Source organism: Actinoplanes sp. NBRC 101535, assembly GCF_030269225.1.
Lineage (GTDB): Bacteria > Actinomycetota > Actinomycetes > Mycobacteriales > Micromonosporaceae > Actinoplanes > Actinoplanes rectilineatus.
Map to the genome: position 1 here is coordinate 151651 of NZ_BSSY01000021.1, position 16350 is coordinate 168000.

The window sequence follows — 16350 nt, forward strand, 5'->3', positions numbered from 1 at the left end:
CAGCCCAGCCATGACCGACGGCTCGTCCCGGCCGGCCGTCGCCCACGGTCGCATCCGGCTCGCAAAAGAACCACGGCTGACGGCCGGATCAACCGAGCTGTCGTCCACGGCTGCCCGGAAGCCGAAACTCAGCCGCCAACGACGGCTCCAGGACGGCCAGCCGTCGTCTACGGCTGTTCTGGCATCCGCCCCGAACCATGGGCGACGGCTCGTCCCCGCGAGCTGTGAACCACGGCTGCCGGAGGTCATCTCGAGAACCATGGGCGACGGCTCGGATGGGGTGCTCTTGCGGCACGGGACAGCACAGCGGCACAGCACGGCGCGACACGGCCCGGCGGCACAACACGACGCAGCACGGCCCGGCGGGGCGCGACGCGGGGCGGGACGCGACGCGGGGCGGGGCGCGACGCGGGGCGGGACGCGACGCGGGGCGGGACGCGACGCGGGGCGGGACGCGACGCGGGGCGGGGCGGGGCGGGGCGGGGCGACACGGCGACGCGGGGCGGGACGACACGGCGACGCGGGGCGGGGCGGGGCGGCACGGCGAGGTGCGACGCGGGGCGGGTGGGGCGGGTGGGGCGGCGGGTTCAGGGAAGGGGCGTCTGCGCTGGGTCTCCCGCCCGCCGTCGCCTCTTTCGCGGCGGGTGGGAGGTGTCGCGCGTACCCCATGAAAAAACTGATCAGGGTGCCTCGCGGCACCCTGATCTCGACTCGCCTGCCCTGCGGAATCTGCGAACGCTTCGCGCTCCCCTAGTCGGCGGTCTCCCGGATCGCCTGCTGGAACGCCTCGGAGCGGTGTTCGAAGTTGCGGAAGCGGCCGTAGCTCGGGGCCGCCGGCGACAGCAGCACCACGCCGTCGGCGGGGGTGAGTTCGCGGGAGAGGCGGACCGCGTCGGCGAGGTCCTCGGCCTGCTGAGTGCGGATGCCGGGCAGGTCGGACAGGACGGACAGGATGCGCTCGCCGCTGTCCGGCATGCCGATCACGGTGAGTTCACGGGTGGCGAGGAAGTCTCGCAACGGTGTGTAGTCGAGGCCGCGGTCGGTGCCGCCCACGAGCACGGTCAGCGGCCGGCCCTCGTACGCCTCGATGGCATGGATCGCCGAGTAGGGGCTCGTCGACAGCGTGTCGTCGACGAACACCAGTCCGGACGCGTCCGGGATCTCGGTCAGCCGGTGCGGCAGGCCCGCGAACTCCCGGACCGCCGCCTCCAGGGTGGCCCGCTCCCCCACCACGTCCACGCCCATCCCGTCCAGGACGGCCAGGGCCACGCACAGGTTCCGCTCGTTGTGCCGGCCCTTCAGCGTGAGCGCGGAACGCGGGAACAGCACGTCGTCGCTGCAGAACACCAGGTCGTCCTCGACCCGGAACCGGGAGTCGTCGGCGGCCGCCGGCACCGGCGGGAACCGGCCCGCGTCGGACACCCCGCGGAGTTCCGCGCGCAGCCGCTCGTCGGCGCCGTTGACCACGATCAGTTCCGGACTGTGGCGCAGGATGTTGAGCTTGTCGCGGTAGTACTCCCGCTCGCCGCCGTGCGCGTCCAGGTGCTCGGGGAAGAGCGAGGTGACCACTGCCACCCGCGGCGAGCGGGTCAGGTCGGCGCACTGGTAGCTGGAGAGCTCCAGCACGTAGAGCTCAGCGGGCGGCATGTCGAGCAGCGGGATGCCGATGTTGCCGCCGTACGCGTTCGGCCGGCCCACCGCGGCCAGCAGATGGCTGATCAGGCTGGACGTGGTGCTCTTGCCCTTGCTGCCGGTGACGCCCACGGTCTTCGGGGCGTTCTCGGCCATCCACAGCGCGCTGCCGCCGGTGACGGTCACGCCGCGGGAACGCAGCTCGACCATGAACGGGTGGGTCGACGGCACTCCCGGCGAGCGGACCACCACGTCCGCGCTGACCAGGGCGGCGAAGGCGTGCTCACCGCCGGCCAGCGGTGCCAGCTCGGCGAGCGGGCCGGTCCACTCCACGGACAGGTAGTTCGCACTGTCGTCGACGGCGATCAGCCGGCTCGGCTCGTGCTTCGCGATCGCGGTGACCGCGGCGCGGCCCTCCCGGCCGGTGCCCCAGACCGCCACCGAACGGCCGCGCAGGTCTGCCAGACGCACGTCGCCTCCCCCCGCCGTTCCCGGCTCGTTTTCCCCTCGCCCGGGCCGTTGTGGCCGGACCGCACTAATATTGCCCGTCGGCCAGATGACAGGAGTCCCCGGGTGCAGTTCGACGTCATGCGCTTTCCGTCCCGCTCGTTCGATCCCGCGACCGGGGTGGCGACGTTCGACTACGTGCTGGAGGGGCCGGAGCCGCTGCACTTCACCGAGACGATCACGCTGCCTGTTCCTGAGAATTCGGAAAAGTCGGATTTGCTGGACAGCGTTCTCGACCTGCTGCACGTCGTCGCCGGCGTCAGCTACTACAAGGTCGGCGCCCCGGCCCGGGTGATCGCCCCGAAACCCGTCCCGGCGCAGGTCCAGGCGTTCTTCACCGCCGTCTACACGCACGGACTGGCCGAGTACGCCTACCGCAACCAGCTCCCGCACGTCCTCGAACTGACCGTGGAGACCCCCGGCGAGATCGGCGCCGCGACACCGCGGGAGACCACCGGGCGCCCGCTCTCCGCGGTCGGCGGCGGCAAGGACTCCATCGTCACGCTGGAGATCCTGCGCGCCGCGGGCCTCGACCCGGTGCCGTTCTCGGTCAACCCCAACCCGGTGATCGAGAACGTGAACGCCGCCTCCGGCCTGACCGCGATCGCCGCCCGCCGCAAGCTGGACCCGCGTCTCTTCGCGCTGAACAAGGCCGGCGCCCTGAACGGCCACATCCCGGTCACCGCGATCAACTCGCTGATCGCGATCGCCACCGCGGTCTGGCACGGCCTCGGCCCGGTGGTGATGTCCAACGAGCGTTCCGCCTCCGACCCGAACCTGATCTGGAACGGTCACGAGGTCAACCACCAGTGGTCCAAGGGCGAGGTCGCCGAGGGCATGCTCCGGGACGCCGTCGCCGCCTACGCGGGGCTCACCGACGCGTACTTCTCCCTGCTGCGCCCGCTCTCCGAACTGCACATCGCGCAGCTGTTCGCCGATCACACAGCGTATGACGACGTCGTAACCAGTTGTAACAAGGCGTTCAAGCTGCACGACCCGACGGCCCGCTGGTGCGGCGACTGCCCGAAGTGCCGGTTCGTCTTCCTGGCGATGGCCCCGCACATGACCCGCGAGCGCCTCGCGCACATCTTCGGCACCGACCTGTTCGCCGACCCGGCGCAGGTCCCCGGCTTCCTCGAACTGCTCGGTGTGGACGCGCACAAGCCGTTCGAGTGCGTCGGCGAGGCCGAGGAGTGCCTGGTCGCGCTCTCGCTGCTGACCGACGACGCCCCGGTCCTGGTCGCCCTGCGCGCGGCGGTCCCGGCGAGCGCCTGGGCCGACGCCTCGCACAGCAACGTCTTCACCCCCGGCGGCCCGAACCACATCCCGGCCACCTACCGCAAACTCCTCGACGAGGCGACGCGGCCCTGACAGCCGCCCGGTCAGGGTGCCGCGCGGCACCCTGATCAGCATTTTCATGGGGTACGAGCCACTCCTCCCACCTTCCCGGAAGAGGCACCTCCGGGGCTGGGGACACAGCGCTCACTCCCGCCGTGATCCTCGGCGTCGACCGCGGAACCGTGGCCGACGGCTGGACCTTCGCGGCCGTCGCCCGCGGCTGTTCGATCTCGGTTCCGGAACCCCACACGACGGCTCAGAACCCCCAGCCGTCGCCCACGGTCGCTGTCGACTCGCAAACGGACCGTGCCCGACGGCCGGGATGACTGACGGCCGGAACCGCCGACGGCCGGGATCGCCGACGGCCGGGATCGCCGGAACGCCACTCGACCTCTTCCGATCTCGGTGACGGCCCCGGGGAGTACCGCCTACACGTTCGGCCCTGCTCGGCGGGTGTCGTCCACGCGTACACCAGACGGCTCCGCGCGTACCCCGAAGGAAGCGCGAGCGAGAACGCGGCCCTGCTCACCGCGGTCCGGAAATGCGCCCGCAGGGCGCGCGGGTAACGTCGGCGACCGTGACGAACGAGATCTACGTGGGCAACGCCGACCCGGACGCGATGGCCGATCGCGGCTGGCTGCTGGGGCATTTCAAGCCGGAGGGCGACCCGCGGCACAGCACCGATGTCGAGATCAAGTGGGGCCGGCACCCGAAGGGCGACCGGCGGGCGCAGTGGGTGCGGGGTGAGGACCGGACCGCCCTGCTGGTGCTGATCAGCGGCTGTTTCCACATGGAGTTCCCGGGGCGCACCGTGGTCCTGGACAAGCAGGGCGACTACGTGGTGTGGCCGCGGGGCGTCGACCACTCGTGGTACGCCGCCGAGGAGACCGTGGTGCTGACCGTCCGCTGGCCGTCGGTCCCCGGGTACGCGGTTCCACTCGACGAGTGAGACGCCGAATGATCACTCCGGGGCGTCGTGGTGGATGTGTTCCGCCGGGACGCCCCGGTCCCGCAACGCGGTCGCGACCCGGGCGAGCATGAGCGGCGGGCCGGCCACGAACACCTCCCGGTCGCGCCAGTCGTCGCCGGCCAGCACCGCGTCGATCACGTCGCCGGTGGCGTACGGCCCGGCGTTGCCCTCCGCGATCACCGGCACCACCGTCGCGGCCGGTGCGCGCAGCGCGAGCGCGGTCAGGTCGTCCAGGTCGTAGAGCTCGTTCATGTGCCGGACCTGCCAGTACAGCGCGGCCGGGCGGGTGTCGCCGCGGGCCGCCAGCTCGGCGAGCATCGCTTTCATCGGGGCCACACCGGTGTCCCCGGCGATCATCAGGACCGCGCGTCCGGGCTCGTCCGGCAGCCGCATGTGCCCCTCGGCGCGGCTCAGCCGGACCCGGCGGCCGACCCCGATCCGGTGTACGAGCGTGCCGCTGACCCCGGTCTCGGTCTTCGCCCGCACGTGCAGTTCCAGCAGGTCGTCCCGGGTCGGGTCGCCGGCCAGTGAGTACGGCCGCCACACGCCGGGCACCTCGTCCAGCTCGATCCGCGCGTACTGCCCGGGCCGGTACGGCAACGGCAGGTAGGGCCGCAGCCGCAGCACCGCCAGGTCGTGCCGCCGGCGGTCGTGCTCGATCACCTCGGCCGTCCAGACGGTCGGCTCCTGCTGGCTGAGCTCGCCACCGTGCACGATCCACTCGTACGTGTGCTGCCAGGTCCACCGCCAGGCCAGGTCGAAGTCCTGCCGCCAGGCCCCCGGCGGCATCCCGGCCCGCATCGCCTCGGCGATGGCCGCCCCGACCAGCTGCAGCTGACTCCACCGGACGCCGCAGTCGGCGAGCACCCCGCCGAGGCGCCCGCACCCGGCCACCAGCGCGGGCGGCGAGTCGAGGTTGTGCACCAGCCAGGTGAGTGCCCGGGTCAGGTAGTTGCGCTGGCGGGCCGGGGTGCCGGGGATCACCGCGAGCAGGTCGGGCTGGGCGCGGTGCAGCGCCTTCCAGAGGCGGTCGGCCACGTCCTCGGTGCCGCCGGCGAAGGTCAGGCTGGTGGCGAGGAGCCGCTGGGTGTCGCGCAGCGCGGCGTCGTCGGCCGGGTCCATGCCGTCGGTGGCCGGACCGGGCCCGGTCCGCGCCGGGTTGGCCCCGGGCCGCCCCGGGTAGGGACCGGCACCGCCGCCCCCGCTGGTGACGCCCTGCTGGGCGGAGGGCAGCTCGGTGCCCGCCGGCCCCAGCGGGCGGATGCCGGGCGTGGCCGGGATGCTGGTGACCGGCACCGACGTGCTGGACGGGTTGACCCCGCTGATCGGGTTGACCCGGTTGGTGGGCAGGCCGGGAACCGGGCCGGGCGACCGGTGGCCGCCGCGCGGGTCCAGACCGGAGCGCCCCAGGGTGGCGCCCGGGTCGCCGCGCCAGAGCAGGTCGGGGCCGCCCCGCTCGGCGGAGCGCCGGCGCCCGCCCGAGGAACGGCCACCCGGCCCCGCGCCACCTGGTTGCATGCCGCCCCTTCGTCCGCGTTGATGGCCCTGAGGTGATCCTGACTGATCGCCCCGGCCGGAGGTGGCGTTCCCCGCGGATCGGGTCACGACGTCGCCCGGATCGGGGTCGCCGGCGTCGTGGGTCTCGGCGGGCGGCTCGTCGGCGACCGCCACCGGGCGGCGCGGCACGGGCCGGCCGTACACCGGGCCGGCCGGGGTGTGCTCCTCGCCGTCGTCGTCCGGCAGGTCGGAGAGGGCCGCGGCGGTGTCGGTCTCGCCCGCGTCGGCGGCGTCCGGCGCGTTGTGCCGCAGGCGGATGGCGCGCAGCAGCCCGAGCAGGTGCGGGTCTGAGGCCGGACCTGACGACACGGGCACCCCCGGACGCTCGCGAGCGGAAAACCGTACGCTTCCATCTTCCCTCACCGGCCGCCCACCGGAACGGTAACTTTGCGGGCATCCGGTGCGGACGGTTCGTAAAGTTCACACATCGGGTCACCCGCGACCGCCCGGACGGGTCCCGTCAGAATGCATGCGTGCCAGCGTTCAGCATCACCAGCCCCGACGATCCCCGGATCGCCGACTACCGTGCCCTGACCGACGTCGAACTCCGCACCAAGTGGGAGCCGCCGAACGGGCTGTTCATCGCCGAGGGTGAGCTGGTCATCCAGCGGGCCCTGCGGGCCGGGTACCGGATGCGGTCCGCGATGGTCGACGAGAAGCGGGCCGATCAGCTCACCGGCCTGCCGGACGACGCGCCGCTCTACACCGCGCCGCCGCCCGTCCTGGAGTCGATCACCGGTTTCCACGTGCATCGCGGGATCCTCGCCTCGTTCCACCGTCGCGACCTGCCGAGCCTGACCGACCTGCTGGCCGGGGCGCGCAGCCTGGCCGTGCTGGAGGGCCTGAACACGCACACCAACCTGGGTGCGCTGTTCCGCAGCGCGGCCGCGATGGGCATCGACGCCGTGGTGCTGTCGCCGAACTGCGCCGACCCGCTCTACCGCCGGGCGGTGCGGGTCAGCATGGGTGAGGTGTTCGCGATCCCGTACGTGAAGTCGGAGGACTGGCCGGGCACCCTGACGGCGATCCGGGACGCCGGGTTCACCCTGCTCGCGATGACCCCGGCGGCCGACTCGGTGGCGTTGCAGGACCTCGGCAGGGAGCAACGGGAACGTCCGGCGCTGCTGCTGGGCGCCGAAGGGCCGGGCCTGACCGAACACGCGATGCGCTCCAGCCACGTCCGGGTGGCGATCCCGATGAGGAACGGCGTCGACTCCCTCAACGTGGCCACCGCCGCGGCGATCGCCTTCTGGGAACTGACCCGTTAGGTGCGCGGCATCAGGCGGCCGCCGGTCCAGGCCAGGCCCATGCCCGCCGCCAGCAGCAGGAGGGCGCCGACCGTCGGCAGCGGGCGCAGGCCGTACGTGCCGGCGCCGATCGCGACCGCGGCGAGCATCAGCAGGACGCCGTCGGCCGGGTTGACCAGCTTGGAGCGGAACACCGCCCAGCCCAGCAGCAGCAGGCCGGTGGCGGCGAGCAGGCCGGCCCCGCGGACCAGGTCCGGCAGGTGCCCGGCGGCCAGCGGGGCCATCGCGGGCACCTCGTCGGCGGGCAGGGCGGCGAGCGGGAGCAGCAGGATCGCCCCGGCCAGCGTGATCAGCAGGCCGGTCAGGGCGCACCGGCGGGTCCGTGAGCCGGCGAGCAGGCCGGCCAGCGCGATCAGCGAGACGGTGGCGAGCCACGCGGCGATCAGGCCGACGGCGAGTGGGCCGGGCTGCTCCGGCACGCCGAGGGTCAGCCAGCCGTAGAGCACCGACGCGATCGGGAGCGCCCACAGGGCCAGCCGGGCGTATCTGCGGACCGACCAGATCCAGACGGCGTCGCGTACCGGAAGAAGATGCCCGTCCGGCGACAGGCCGGTGGCCGGGGTCGGGGCGCCGACCCACGCCGGAGCGACCCGGAGGGGGCGGCCACTGGCCGTCTGATGCTCGCTGATGCTCATGGCTCCGCCTCGCTCACAGGGGCAACAAGCCGAGCGGCCGGGGGCACCGGTCGGAATCCTGTGGGGAAGCATGCCAAAGCCCGGAGACCGGGTACCGCCAATCCCAGAAATAACCGGAAAAGTCGGATCTGAAACCAGCGATTATCAGGCTTTTTCCACCTCACCACCGTGCTGGTAGTCGGCACTGCCCAGCGCGGCGGCCGGCGGCACGCCGTCGGACGCGGTCAGCGCACCCGGCGTGGCCTGCCCGGTCGCCTCGGCCTCGGCCGCCCTCACCTCCGCGTTCACCTTCTGCGCCTCGGCAGAGGCCGCCTCGGCAGCCGCGGCGGCCTCCCGCTCGACCGCGCCCGCGTCGACACCGGCGGCCGGCACGTCACCGACCATGCCGGCCAGGCCGCCGAGCGCGCCGCCCATCCCCTCGAGGGCCTTGGTCAGCTCGGTCGGCACGATCCACACCTTGTTGGCGGTGCCGTTGGCGATCTGCGGCAGGGCCTGCAGGTATTGGTAGGCCAGCACCTTCTGCGACGGGTTGGCCTGGTGGATGGCGTCGAAGACGGTCCGGATCGCCTTGGCCTGGCCCTCGGCCTGCAGGATGCGGGCCTGCCGGTCACCGTCGGCGCGCAGCACCTGGGACTGCTTCTCGCCCTCGGCGGTGAGGATCGCGGCCTGCTTGTGTCCCTCGGCGTTGAGGATGGTGGCACGCCGCTCCCGTTCGGCGCGCATCTGCTTCTCCATCGAGTCGCGGATGCTGGGCGGCGGCTCGATCGCCTTGATCTCCACCCGGGTGACCTTGATTCCCCACCGGCCGGTGGTCTCGTCGAGCACGCTGGACAGATGCTTGTTGATCTCCTCGCGGCTGGTCAGGGCGCGTTCCAGGTCGAGTGAACCGATGACGTTGCGCAGCGTGGTGACGGTCAGCTGCTCGATCGCCTGCAGGAAGTTGGAGATCTCGTAGGTGGCCCGGACCGGGTCGACGACCTTGAAGTAGAGCACCGTGTCGATCGAGACGACCAGGTTGTCCGAGGTGATCACGGGCTGCGGCGGGAAGGAGACCACCTGCTCGCGCATGTCGACCTTGGTGCGGACCGCGTCGACGAACGGAACCAGCAGGTTCAGCCCCGGAGAGAGGGTCCGTTTGTACTTCCCGAGGCGTTCGACGACGTCCATCCGCTGCTGCGGGACGATCCGGACCGACCGGACCATGGTGGTCACCGCCAGCACCGCGATGGCGATGACCAGGACAAGAATGATGGCTTCCATGACGCCTCTCTTCGTTGTCGATATCTCAGACGTCGGGAACGTCGTCGTGCCACACCAGGACGGTCGCGCCGCGGAGCTTGACGATCCGGACGCGGGCCCCCTCGGGGAACGTCTCGGCACTGTCGGCGGACCGGGCCTGCCACAGCTCACCGTCGATCTTCACCATGCCGTGGTCCACAGTCACCTCCTCCAGCACCGTGCCGCGGGAACCCTCGATCGCCTCCACCCCGAACGGGGTGTCCCCGGTCTCGATAGCCGGCCGGGCATGCCGCACGATGATCGGGCGCAGCGCGGCCACCGACAGGCCGGAGACCACCGCGAAGACGATGACCTGAGCCAGCACCGGGGCACCGAGCCCGGCGGCCAGGGCGGCGGCCGCCGCACCCGCCGCGAAGAAGATGACGAGAATGGTCGCGGTGAAGGCCTCACCGATCGCGAGAGCGACGGCCAGGACGATCCAGAGTACGGCTTCCACCCCCCGATCGTGGCACGTCCGCGCACGTTGAGGGAGGGGCCGCAAGGCTGTACCCGTCAGTTCGCCGAAGGAGAGGGACCCCCGTGTCGTTGCTACCCGAGACCGGCCGCCGCATCGATGAGATCGCCGCCCGCGCCCAGTCCGCCGGGCAGGTGCCGTCGCTCGTCCTCGCCGTGGTCCGCGACCGCGCGGTGCGGCACTTCGCCGGGGCGGGCGAGCAGCCGCACCCGGACCCGAAGACCCAGTACCGGCTCGGCTCGATCACCAAGACGTTCACCGCGACGCTGGTGATGCAGCTGCGCGACCAGGGACGGCTCACCCTCGACGACCCGCTCGAGCGGCACCTGCCGGGCGTCCCGGTCGGCGGCGTGACCCTGCGGCACCTGCTCGGGCACGTCTCCGGCCTGACCCGCGAACCGGACGGGGCATGGTGGGAGCGGGCCGAGGGCGGTTCGGTCGAACAACTGCTCGCCGGGCTGACACCGGACAAACTCGCCGGGCCGCCCTACCGGCGGTACCGGTACTCCAATCTGGCGTACGGCCTGCTCGGTGCGGTCCTCGAACGGGTCACCGGCCAGAGCTGGGCGGACCTGGCCACCCAGCGGCTGCTCGAACCGCTCGGCATGCGCCGCACCAGCCTCCAGCCGATCGAACCGTTCGCCCGCGGCTACGTGGTGCACGCGCTCGGCGGCACGCTGCACGAGGAGCCGCGCACCGGCACCGGGGCGATGGCGCCGGCCGGCCAGCTCTGGTCGACGGTCACCGACATGGCCCGCTGGGCCGGGTTCCTGACCGATCCGGCGCCGCAGGTGCTGGCCCGCGAGACCGTCGACGAGATGTGCGCGCCGGTCGCCATCCACGACCTGGAGTCCTGGACCGGCGGCCACGGCCTGGGACCGCAGCTGTTCCGGGTCGGCGAGCGGGTCTACGCAGGACACGGCGGGTCGATGCCGGGCTACGTCGCCCACCTGGTGGTGCACCGCCGCAGCCGGTTCGGGGTGGTCGCCTTCGCCAACGCCTACGGCCTGGGAGACCTGTCGATCCGGGAGGTCTCGCTGCGGGCGCTCACCGCCGTCCTGGACGGCGAGCCGGCCGAGATCACGCCCTGGCGGGCCACGCCGCCGCCGTCCGGCGACCGGGCCGAGCTGTGCGGGCGCTGGTGGTGGATGGGCCGGGAGTTCCAGGTCGTCCCGGACGGCGACGGCCTGCTGATGACCGGTACCGCCCAGCCGACACTGTTCACCCGGGAGGCCCCGGACCGCTGGCGTGGTGTCGAGGGCGGCAACGAGGGGGAGATCCTCACCGTGCTGCGCGCCCCGGACGGCACGGTGGACCGTCTGGACATCGCCACCTTCGTGTTCAGCCGCGACCCCGCTCACCTGGCCTGACTTTCCACTTCCCGTTCCTGGGGTACGCCCTGAGCACCGTCCCCGGGCACCCCGCGCCGGCCGGCTCCCGTGGTCAGCCCCAGGGCCAGGCCGGCAGCCACCGTGGTGATGCCGCACCACACCGCCGGGCCCGGCACCGGACCGCCGAGCACCACCCCGGTCAGCGCCGCCGCGGCCGGGGCGACGCCGGTGAGCAGACCGGTCCGGCCCGCCCCGAGCCGGGCCACGCAGGTGTACCAGAGCAGGAACGCCACCGCGGTCACCAGCACCGCCAGGTACCCGGTGGCGAGCAGGTCCCCGGCGGTCAACCGGGTGACCGCGCCCGGCCCCTCGACGGCCAGTCCCCCCGCCGCGAACATCAGCACCGCCATCCAGGTGGTGTGCACCGACACCCCGATCGGGCCGTGCCGGCCCAGCACCGGCACGGCCAGCAGGGTGAACGCCGCCTCGCAGGCGAACGTGACGAACGCCCAGCCGAGCCCGATCGCGTCGGTCCGGCCCAGCCCCTGGACCAGGGCGGCGCCCAGGGTCACCACCGCCGCGGCGACCAGGATCCGGACCTTGTCCCGTCGCCACGGGCCGGCGATCGCCAGGACCATCGGTACGCAGGCGACCGCCACCCCCAGGACGGCCGGCTCGGCGTGCCGGGAGCCGTACACCAGGGCCACGTTGAACAGCAGCAGGCCGGTGGCGGCCACCCCGGCCAGCCACAGCCATTCGGCGCCGCGCGGCCGGTGCACGGTCAGGCCGCGGGCGCGGGCCCAGAGCAGCAGCAGGACGCAGGCCACCAGATAACGCAGGGCCTGCACGGTGAACAGGGGCGCGGCGGCGAGACGGCCGGAGACGGCGACGCTGCCACCGACGAAGACCATGCCGAGAGCGCCGGAGGCGAAGGGGAGAACTCTCACCCCTCGATGCTGCGGCCCGGATGTGGTCCACTTCGAGGACCAATTCCCGGCCGAGAAGGAGGACCACTTGTCCGGCTCGGACTCCCCGCAACCCCGCCCGTCCGGCTCGGACTTTCTGCAACCCCGCGCAACCGGCTCGGACTTTCTGCAACCCCGCGCAACCGGCTCGGACTTTCTGCAACCCCGCGCAACCGGCTCGGACTTTCTGCAACCCCGCGCAACCGGCTCGGACTTTCTGCAACTCCGCGCCGGGGACGCCCCGGCCCGCGGGCTGACCGGCTGGCTCGCCGACGGCCTGCGCACCGCGATCGCCGGCGGGCGGCTCGCCGCCGGATCACGGCTGCCCGCCACCCGGCTGCTCGCCGCGGAACTCGGCATCGCCCGAGGCGTGGTGGTCCAGGCCTACCAACGGCTGATCGACGAAGGACTGGCCACCGCCCGCACCGGCTCCGGAACCGTGGTCACCGGTCCCCCGGCCGGCCCGGCGGCGGGTTCGGCACCGGAGTTCCCGGCCGGCGACCGGCGACGCGCACTGGGCGGCCTACGGCTGCCGGCGTCCACCCCGGACGGCATCGAGATCGACCTGTCCCCCGGCGTGCCCGACCTCTCCGCGTTCCCGCGCGCCGCCTGGCTGCGCGCCGAACGGGCCGTCCTGGACCGGATCACCACCGCCGACCTGGGGTACGGCGACCCCGGCGGCGCCCCACGGCTGCGCGGCGAGGTGGTGCGGTGGCTGGCGCGTACCCGGGGAGTGCGGGCCGCCGCGGACGACGTGGTGATCTGCGCCGGCGTAGCGCAAGGCCTCGCCCTGCTCGCGCGGATTCTGAACAGCGAAGAAGCGGTTGCGGTGGAGGACCCGGGATCCCGGGGAACCGGCGACCAGCTGGCCTTCTGGGGAATGCGGCCGGTCGGCGTGCCGGTCGACGACGAGGGCTTACGCGTGGACGAGCTGGCCGGAACCGGCCTGCGCACCGTGGTGGTCACCCCGGCACACCAGTTCCCGACCGGGGTGGTGCTGAGCCCGGCCCGCCGCCGGGCGCTGCTCGACTGGCCGGGACTGATCATCGAGGACGACTACGATGCGGAACACCGCTACGACCGGGCGCCGGTCGCGGCCCTGCAGGGGTCGGCGCCGGAGCGCGTCGCGTACCTCGGCAGTGTCTCCAAGACGCTCGCACCCGGGATGCGGATGGGCTGGCTGATCCCGCCGCCCCGCCTGCGCGGTGCCCTGCTCGCCGCCAAACACGCCAGCGACCTGGGCAACCCCGCCCTGCCGCAGCTGGTCCTCGCCGAACTGCTCGCCTCCGGGGCACACGACCGGCACCTGCGCGCGGTCCGTACCCGGCAGCGCCGGCGCCGGGACGCGCTGCTCGCCGGACTGCGCACGCACCTGCCGCAGGCCCGGTTCGCCGGGGTGGCCGCCGGTCTGCACCTGCTGGTCCAGCCGCCCGGCGACGTCGACGACACCGTGCTGGCCGCGCGGATCGCCGCGGCGGGCGTGCTGGTGCACCCGCTCTCCTGGCACCGCCGGCGCCCCGGACCGCCCGGCCTGGTGCTGGGCTACGCCGCGCACTCCCCCGACCGGCTCGCCGAGGCCGCCGCCCGCATCGGACGCGTGATCAGTCGTCCAGGACCGTGACGAAATCGATCAGCCGCTCCATCGCGTTGACCAGCGGGGTCTCGACATCCCGGTAACTGTTCACCGACCCCAGGATGCGGCGCCACATGTCGGCCGGCTCCCGCACCCCGACCGCGGCGCACACACCCTCCTTCCACGGGCGGCCCGGCGGGATCACCGGCCACTTGCTCAGACCCACCCGCTCCGGCTTGACGGCCTGCCACACGTCCACATACGGATGACCGGTCACCATCACGTACGGGTCGGTCACCGCGGCCACGATCCGGCTCTCCTTCGACCCGGTGACCAGGTGGTCCACCAGCACGCCCAGTTTGCGGGCCGGCCCCGGCCGGAACCCGGCGACCGCCGCGGCGAGGTCGTCGATGCCGTCCAGCGGCTCCACCACGACACCCTCGATCCGCAGGTCGTCGCCCCAGATCCGCTCCACCAGGGCGGCGTCGTGGATACCCTCCACCCAGATCCGGCTCGCCTTCGCCACCTGCGCGCGGACCCCGGCGACCGCGACCGACCCGGAGGCGGTGACCCGGCGCTGCGGCGGGGCGGCCTGCGCGGCCGGACGGCGCAGCGTGACCGCCTTGCCGTCGAGCAGGAACGCCGCCGGGGTCAGCGGAAAGTTGCGCCGCTTGCCGTGCCGGTCCTCCAGCACCACCGCACCCAACTCGAACCCGATCACCGCACCGCAGAAACCCGAGTCGGCGTCCTCGACCACCAGATCCGGCTCGGCGTCCACCTCCGGAACGGTCTTCCGTCGCCGGCGGTCACCCGACAGCACATCCTCCCCATACATGTCCCGCACGGTAACGCGCGATCACGAACACACCGACGGTGACGCTCCGAGCCGAGACAAGCTTCCGTACCGGCACGTACCCTTGCCCACATGTCACCCGCAGCCGATGCGGCCATCCGCACCGCCCGCCGGTCCACGCGTTTCGTCGCCTGGGTCCGCGCCTGGCGAGCCGGGTTCGTCCCCTTCGACGAGCTGGCCGACGTGATCGCCGCGGACGAGGAACACCTCGTCGCCGACGCCCCCGGCACCTGGACCGACGTCCCGCTCGGCCAGGGCCTGCCGATCTTCGCCAAGATGCACCCGGACGAGATCCGCCTGGTGCTCCCGGCCCCCGGCGACCCCCGCGGCCTGCCCGGCCCCGGCGACCTGACCGGCGCCGCCCTGCTGGCCGGCGAAGCCGTGATGACCCCCGGTTTCGGCGTGGTCCCCGAGGTACGGCGGCACACCTCCGGCTCCGGCATGGAGTTCGAGACCGTGCTCTGGCGGGTCTTCCCGGCCCCCGAACACCGCCCGGTCTTCCAGATCGGAGCCGCCGAGGCCGAAGCGGAGCTGACCGCCGCCCTCGGCGAGGCCACCACCCAACTGACCAGGCTGGACATCGCCCAGTGGAAACCCGAGCTGGCCGGCGCCCTGCAGGCGCTGCGCCGCCCGGAGAGCGCCGAAACCCTGCCGCCCGGCTTCGACCCGCGGTCCCGCCGGCTGTTCGCCCGCGCCAGCGTCCTCGACCAGGTACTGACCCTGGCCGGGACGAACGCGCCGGGCGGCGCCGTCAACGGTCACGAGGCCCAGGCCCGCGACGCCGCCCTGCGCCCGCTGACCGCGGCCTGCCGGCAGGCACTGGTCGCCGCCTGCAACGCACCGCTGCGCGCCTGAGATGCAGGACCGGCACGCGCACTGCGCGTACTGCGGGGCCCGGTTCACCCCGGGCCAGAGCTGGCCGCGCCGCTGCACCGCCTGCGGCGAGACGACATACCGCAATCCGAGCCCGGTCGCGGTCGCCATCCAGCCGGTCGGCCACGGCCTGCTGGCGATCCGCCGCGGCATCCCCCCGGCCCGGGACCGCCTCGCCCTGCCGGGTGGCTTCATCGACATCGGCGAGACGTGGCAGGCCGCCGCGGTCCGCGAACTCGCCGAGGAGACCGGCCTGGAGGCGGACCCCGCCGCGGTCCGCCTGTACGACACGGTGAGCGCCCCGGACGGCACCCTGCTGGTCTTCGCGCTGCTGCCGGCGCTCCCCAGTGCGGGGGCGCTGCCGCCGGAGCCGGACGACGCGGAGACGCTGGGCCGCGAGATCCTGTATGCCCCCACCGAGCTGGGCTTCAGCCTGCACACCGCGGTCGTCACCCGCTGGTTCACCGCACCCGGCACTCTGACGTAAGTACGGTTTCAGCAACCGTACTTCGCCCGCAACGGGCCGCTCCCGGTCGTCATCGACGAGTTCCCCACCTTGCCCGCATGAACCGGTCATCAGATGCCTCCGTGGATACTCCGGCCTTCAGGCCGGAGAGGAAACGGACTCCTGCGGAGCAGGTCAGGGGTAGCCGATTCGCCGTCAAGGCGAACTCGGCGTCTACCCGCAGCTGACCCTGGCGAAGATGGCCGCGCCGCTGGACATCGTGTGGTCCCGGCCGCTGCCCGAGGGACAGTCGCCGTCCACGGTGACGGTGTCCTGGGACAGTGCCGGGCGCTGGTTCGTGTCCTTGCTCTGCGAGGACACCATCGCGCCGGGACCGGTCACCACGGCGGCTGTCGGCATCGACGCCGGACTCGACCACCTGGTGACCCTGTCAACCGGGGAGAAGGTCGCCAACCCCCGCCACGAACGCGCCGACCGGCTCCGGCTGGCCCGCGCGCAGCGGGAACTGGCCCGCAAGGACAAGGGCTCCGCCAACCGGGCGAAAGCCCGGCTCACGGTCGCCCGCGTCCACGCCCGCATCACCGACCGCC

At 73.1% G+C, this 16350-nt stretch carries 15 protein-coding genes; 8 read left to right on the top strand and 7 right to left on the bottom strand.

Annotation, left to right across the window (positions count from 1 at the left end):
• Positions 1-750: 750 nt before the first annotated feature.
• A complete protein-coding gene (murD, locus tag QSK32_RS38700; protein WP_285474727.1) occupies positions 751-2103 on the bottom strand; it encodes a UDP-N-acetylmuramoyl-L-alanine--D-glutamate ligase in 1353 nt (450 codons plus the stop codon).
• A 102-nt stretch (positions 2104-2205) separates the two neighbouring features.
• Here murD and QSK32_RS38705 point away from each other — a divergent pair, with 102 nt between their 5' ends.
• On the top strand, positions 2206-3510 hold the full coding sequence (locus QSK32_RS38705) for a MurL-like N-terminal domain-containing (RefSeq protein ID WP_502872584.1): 1305 nt from the start codon (positions 2206-2208) through the stop codon (positions 3508-3510).
• A 544-nt stretch (positions 3511-4054) separates the two neighbouring features.
• Positions 4055-4426 (top strand): cupin domain-containing protein, encoded by a 372-nt coding sequence (locus QSK32_RS38710; protein WP_083449731.1) that lies wholly within the window; start codon positions 4055-4057, stop codon positions 4424-4426.
• 12 nt (positions 4427-4438) lie between these two features.
• Here the strand turns inward: QSK32_RS38710 and QSK32_RS38715 are convergent, their stop codons facing one another.
• On the bottom strand, positions 4439-6319 hold the full coding sequence (locus QSK32_RS38715) for a flavohemoprotein (protein ID WP_285474728.1): 1881 nt from the start codon (positions 6317-6319) through the stop codon (positions 4439-4441).
• Between the two features lie 158 nt (positions 6320-6477).
• On the opposite strand from QSK32_RS38715, the gene QSK32_RS38720 reads away from it, so the two are divergent.
• Positions 6478-7272, top strand: coding sequence for a TrmH family RNA methyltransferase (locus tag QSK32_RS38720; protein ID WP_045748168.1), 795 nt, complete (start codon positions 6478-6480; stop codon positions 7270-7272).
• Here QSK32_RS38720 and QSK32_RS38725 read toward each other — a convergent pair.
• The 3 genes from QSK32_RS38725 to QSK32_RS38735 all read right to left on the bottom strand — a co-directional run bounded on the left by QSK32_RS38725 (position 7269) and on the right by QSK32_RS38735 (position 9681).
• On the bottom strand, positions 7269-7946 hold the full coding sequence (locus QSK32_RS38725; protein WP_285474729.1) for a hypothetical protein: 678 nt from the start codon (positions 7944-7946) through the stop codon (positions 7269-7271). The two genes, QSK32_RS38720 and QSK32_RS38725, sit on opposite strands and share 4 nt — an antisense overlap.
• A 144-nt stretch (positions 7947-8090) precedes the next feature.
• A complete protein-coding gene (locus tag QSK32_RS38730; RefSeq protein WP_045748170.1) occupies positions 8091-9206 on the bottom strand; it encodes an SPFH domain-containing protein in 1116 nt (371 codons plus the stop codon).
• Positions 9207-9231: 25 nt separating this feature from the next.
• Positions 9232-9681: an NfeD family protein gene (locus QSK32_RS38735; protein WP_045748171.1), complete on the bottom strand. Its 450-nt coding sequence runs from the start codon at positions 9679-9681 to the stop codon at positions 9232-9234.
• A gap of 83 nt (positions 9682-9764) precedes the next feature.
• On the opposite strand from QSK32_RS38735, the gene QSK32_RS38740 reads away from it, so the two are divergent.
• Positions 9765-11069, top strand: a complete 1305-nt coding sequence (locus tag QSK32_RS38740; protein WP_285474730.1) for a serine hydrolase domain-containing protein — start codon at positions 9765-9767, stop codon at positions 11067-11069.
• On the opposite strand, the gene QSK32_RS38745 is transcribed toward QSK32_RS38740, so the two are convergent.
• A complete protein-coding gene (locus tag QSK32_RS38745; protein WP_245674356.1) occupies positions 11057-11977 on the bottom strand; it encodes a DMT family transporter in 921 nt (306 codons plus the stop codon). The two genes, QSK32_RS38740 and QSK32_RS38745, sit on opposite strands and share 13 nt — an antisense overlap.
• A gap of 67 nt (positions 11978-12044) precedes the next feature.
• On the opposite strand from QSK32_RS38745, the gene pdxR reads away from it, so the two are divergent.
• Positions 12045-13616 carry a MocR-like pyridoxine biosynthesis transcription factor PdxR gene (pdxR, locus tag QSK32_RS38750; RefSeq protein WP_285474731.1) on the top strand — a complete coding sequence of 524 codons (1572 nt, stop codon included), beginning with the start codon at positions 12045-12047 and terminating at the stop codon, positions 13614-13616.
• Here pdxR and QSK32_RS38755 read toward each other — a convergent pair.
• On the bottom strand, positions 13597-14403 hold the full coding sequence (locus QSK32_RS38755; RefSeq protein WP_285474732.1) for a DUF3097 domain-containing protein: 807 nt from the start codon (positions 14401-14403) through the stop codon (positions 13597-13599). The two genes, pdxR and QSK32_RS38755, sit on opposite strands and share 20 nt — an antisense overlap.
• A gap of 90 nt (positions 14404-14493) precedes the next feature.
• On the opposite strand from QSK32_RS38755, the gene QSK32_RS38760 reads away from it, so the two are divergent.
• The 3 genes from QSK32_RS38760 to QSK32_RS38770 all read left to right on the top strand — a co-directional run.
• Positions 14494-15276, top strand: a complete 783-nt coding sequence (locus QSK32_RS38760; protein WP_045748174.1) for an Rv1486c family protein — start codon at positions 14494-14496, stop codon at positions 15274-15276.
• A gap of 1 nt (position 15277) precedes the next feature.
• Entirely contained in the window at positions 15278-15781 is a 504-nt protein-coding gene (locus QSK32_RS38765; protein ID WP_045748175.1) for an NUDIX domain-containing protein, read from the top strand.
• Between the two features lie 217 nt (positions 15782-15998).
• The coding region (locus QSK32_RS38770) for an RNA-guided endonuclease InsQ/TnpB family protein (protein ID WP_285474733.1) at positions 15999-16350 on the top strand (352 nt) is incomplete at its 3' end.

Excerpts from the sequence above, each read along its gene's own strand:
- QSK32_RS38725 (WP_285474729.1), bottom strand. The coding sequence starts at position 7,946 with ATGAGCATCAGCGAGCATCAGACGGCCAGTGGCCGCCCCCTCCGGGTC.
- QSK32_RS38730 (WP_045748170.1), bottom strand. The coding sequence starts at position 9,206 with ATGGAAGCCATCATTCTTGTCCTGGTCATCGCCATCGCGGTGCTGGCG.
- QSK32_RS38755 (WP_285474732.1), bottom strand. The coding sequence starts at position 14,403 with ATGTATGGGGAGGATGTGCTGTCGGGTGACCGCCGGCGACGGAAGACC.
- QSK32_RS38760 (WP_045748174.1), top strand. The coding sequence starts at position 14,494 with ATGTCACCCGCAGCCGATGCGGCCATCCGCACCGCCCGCCGGTCCACG.
- QSK32_RS38765 (WP_045748175.1), top strand. The coding sequence starts at position 15,278 with ATGCAGGACCGGCACGCGCACTGCGCGTACTGCGGGGCCCGGTTCACC.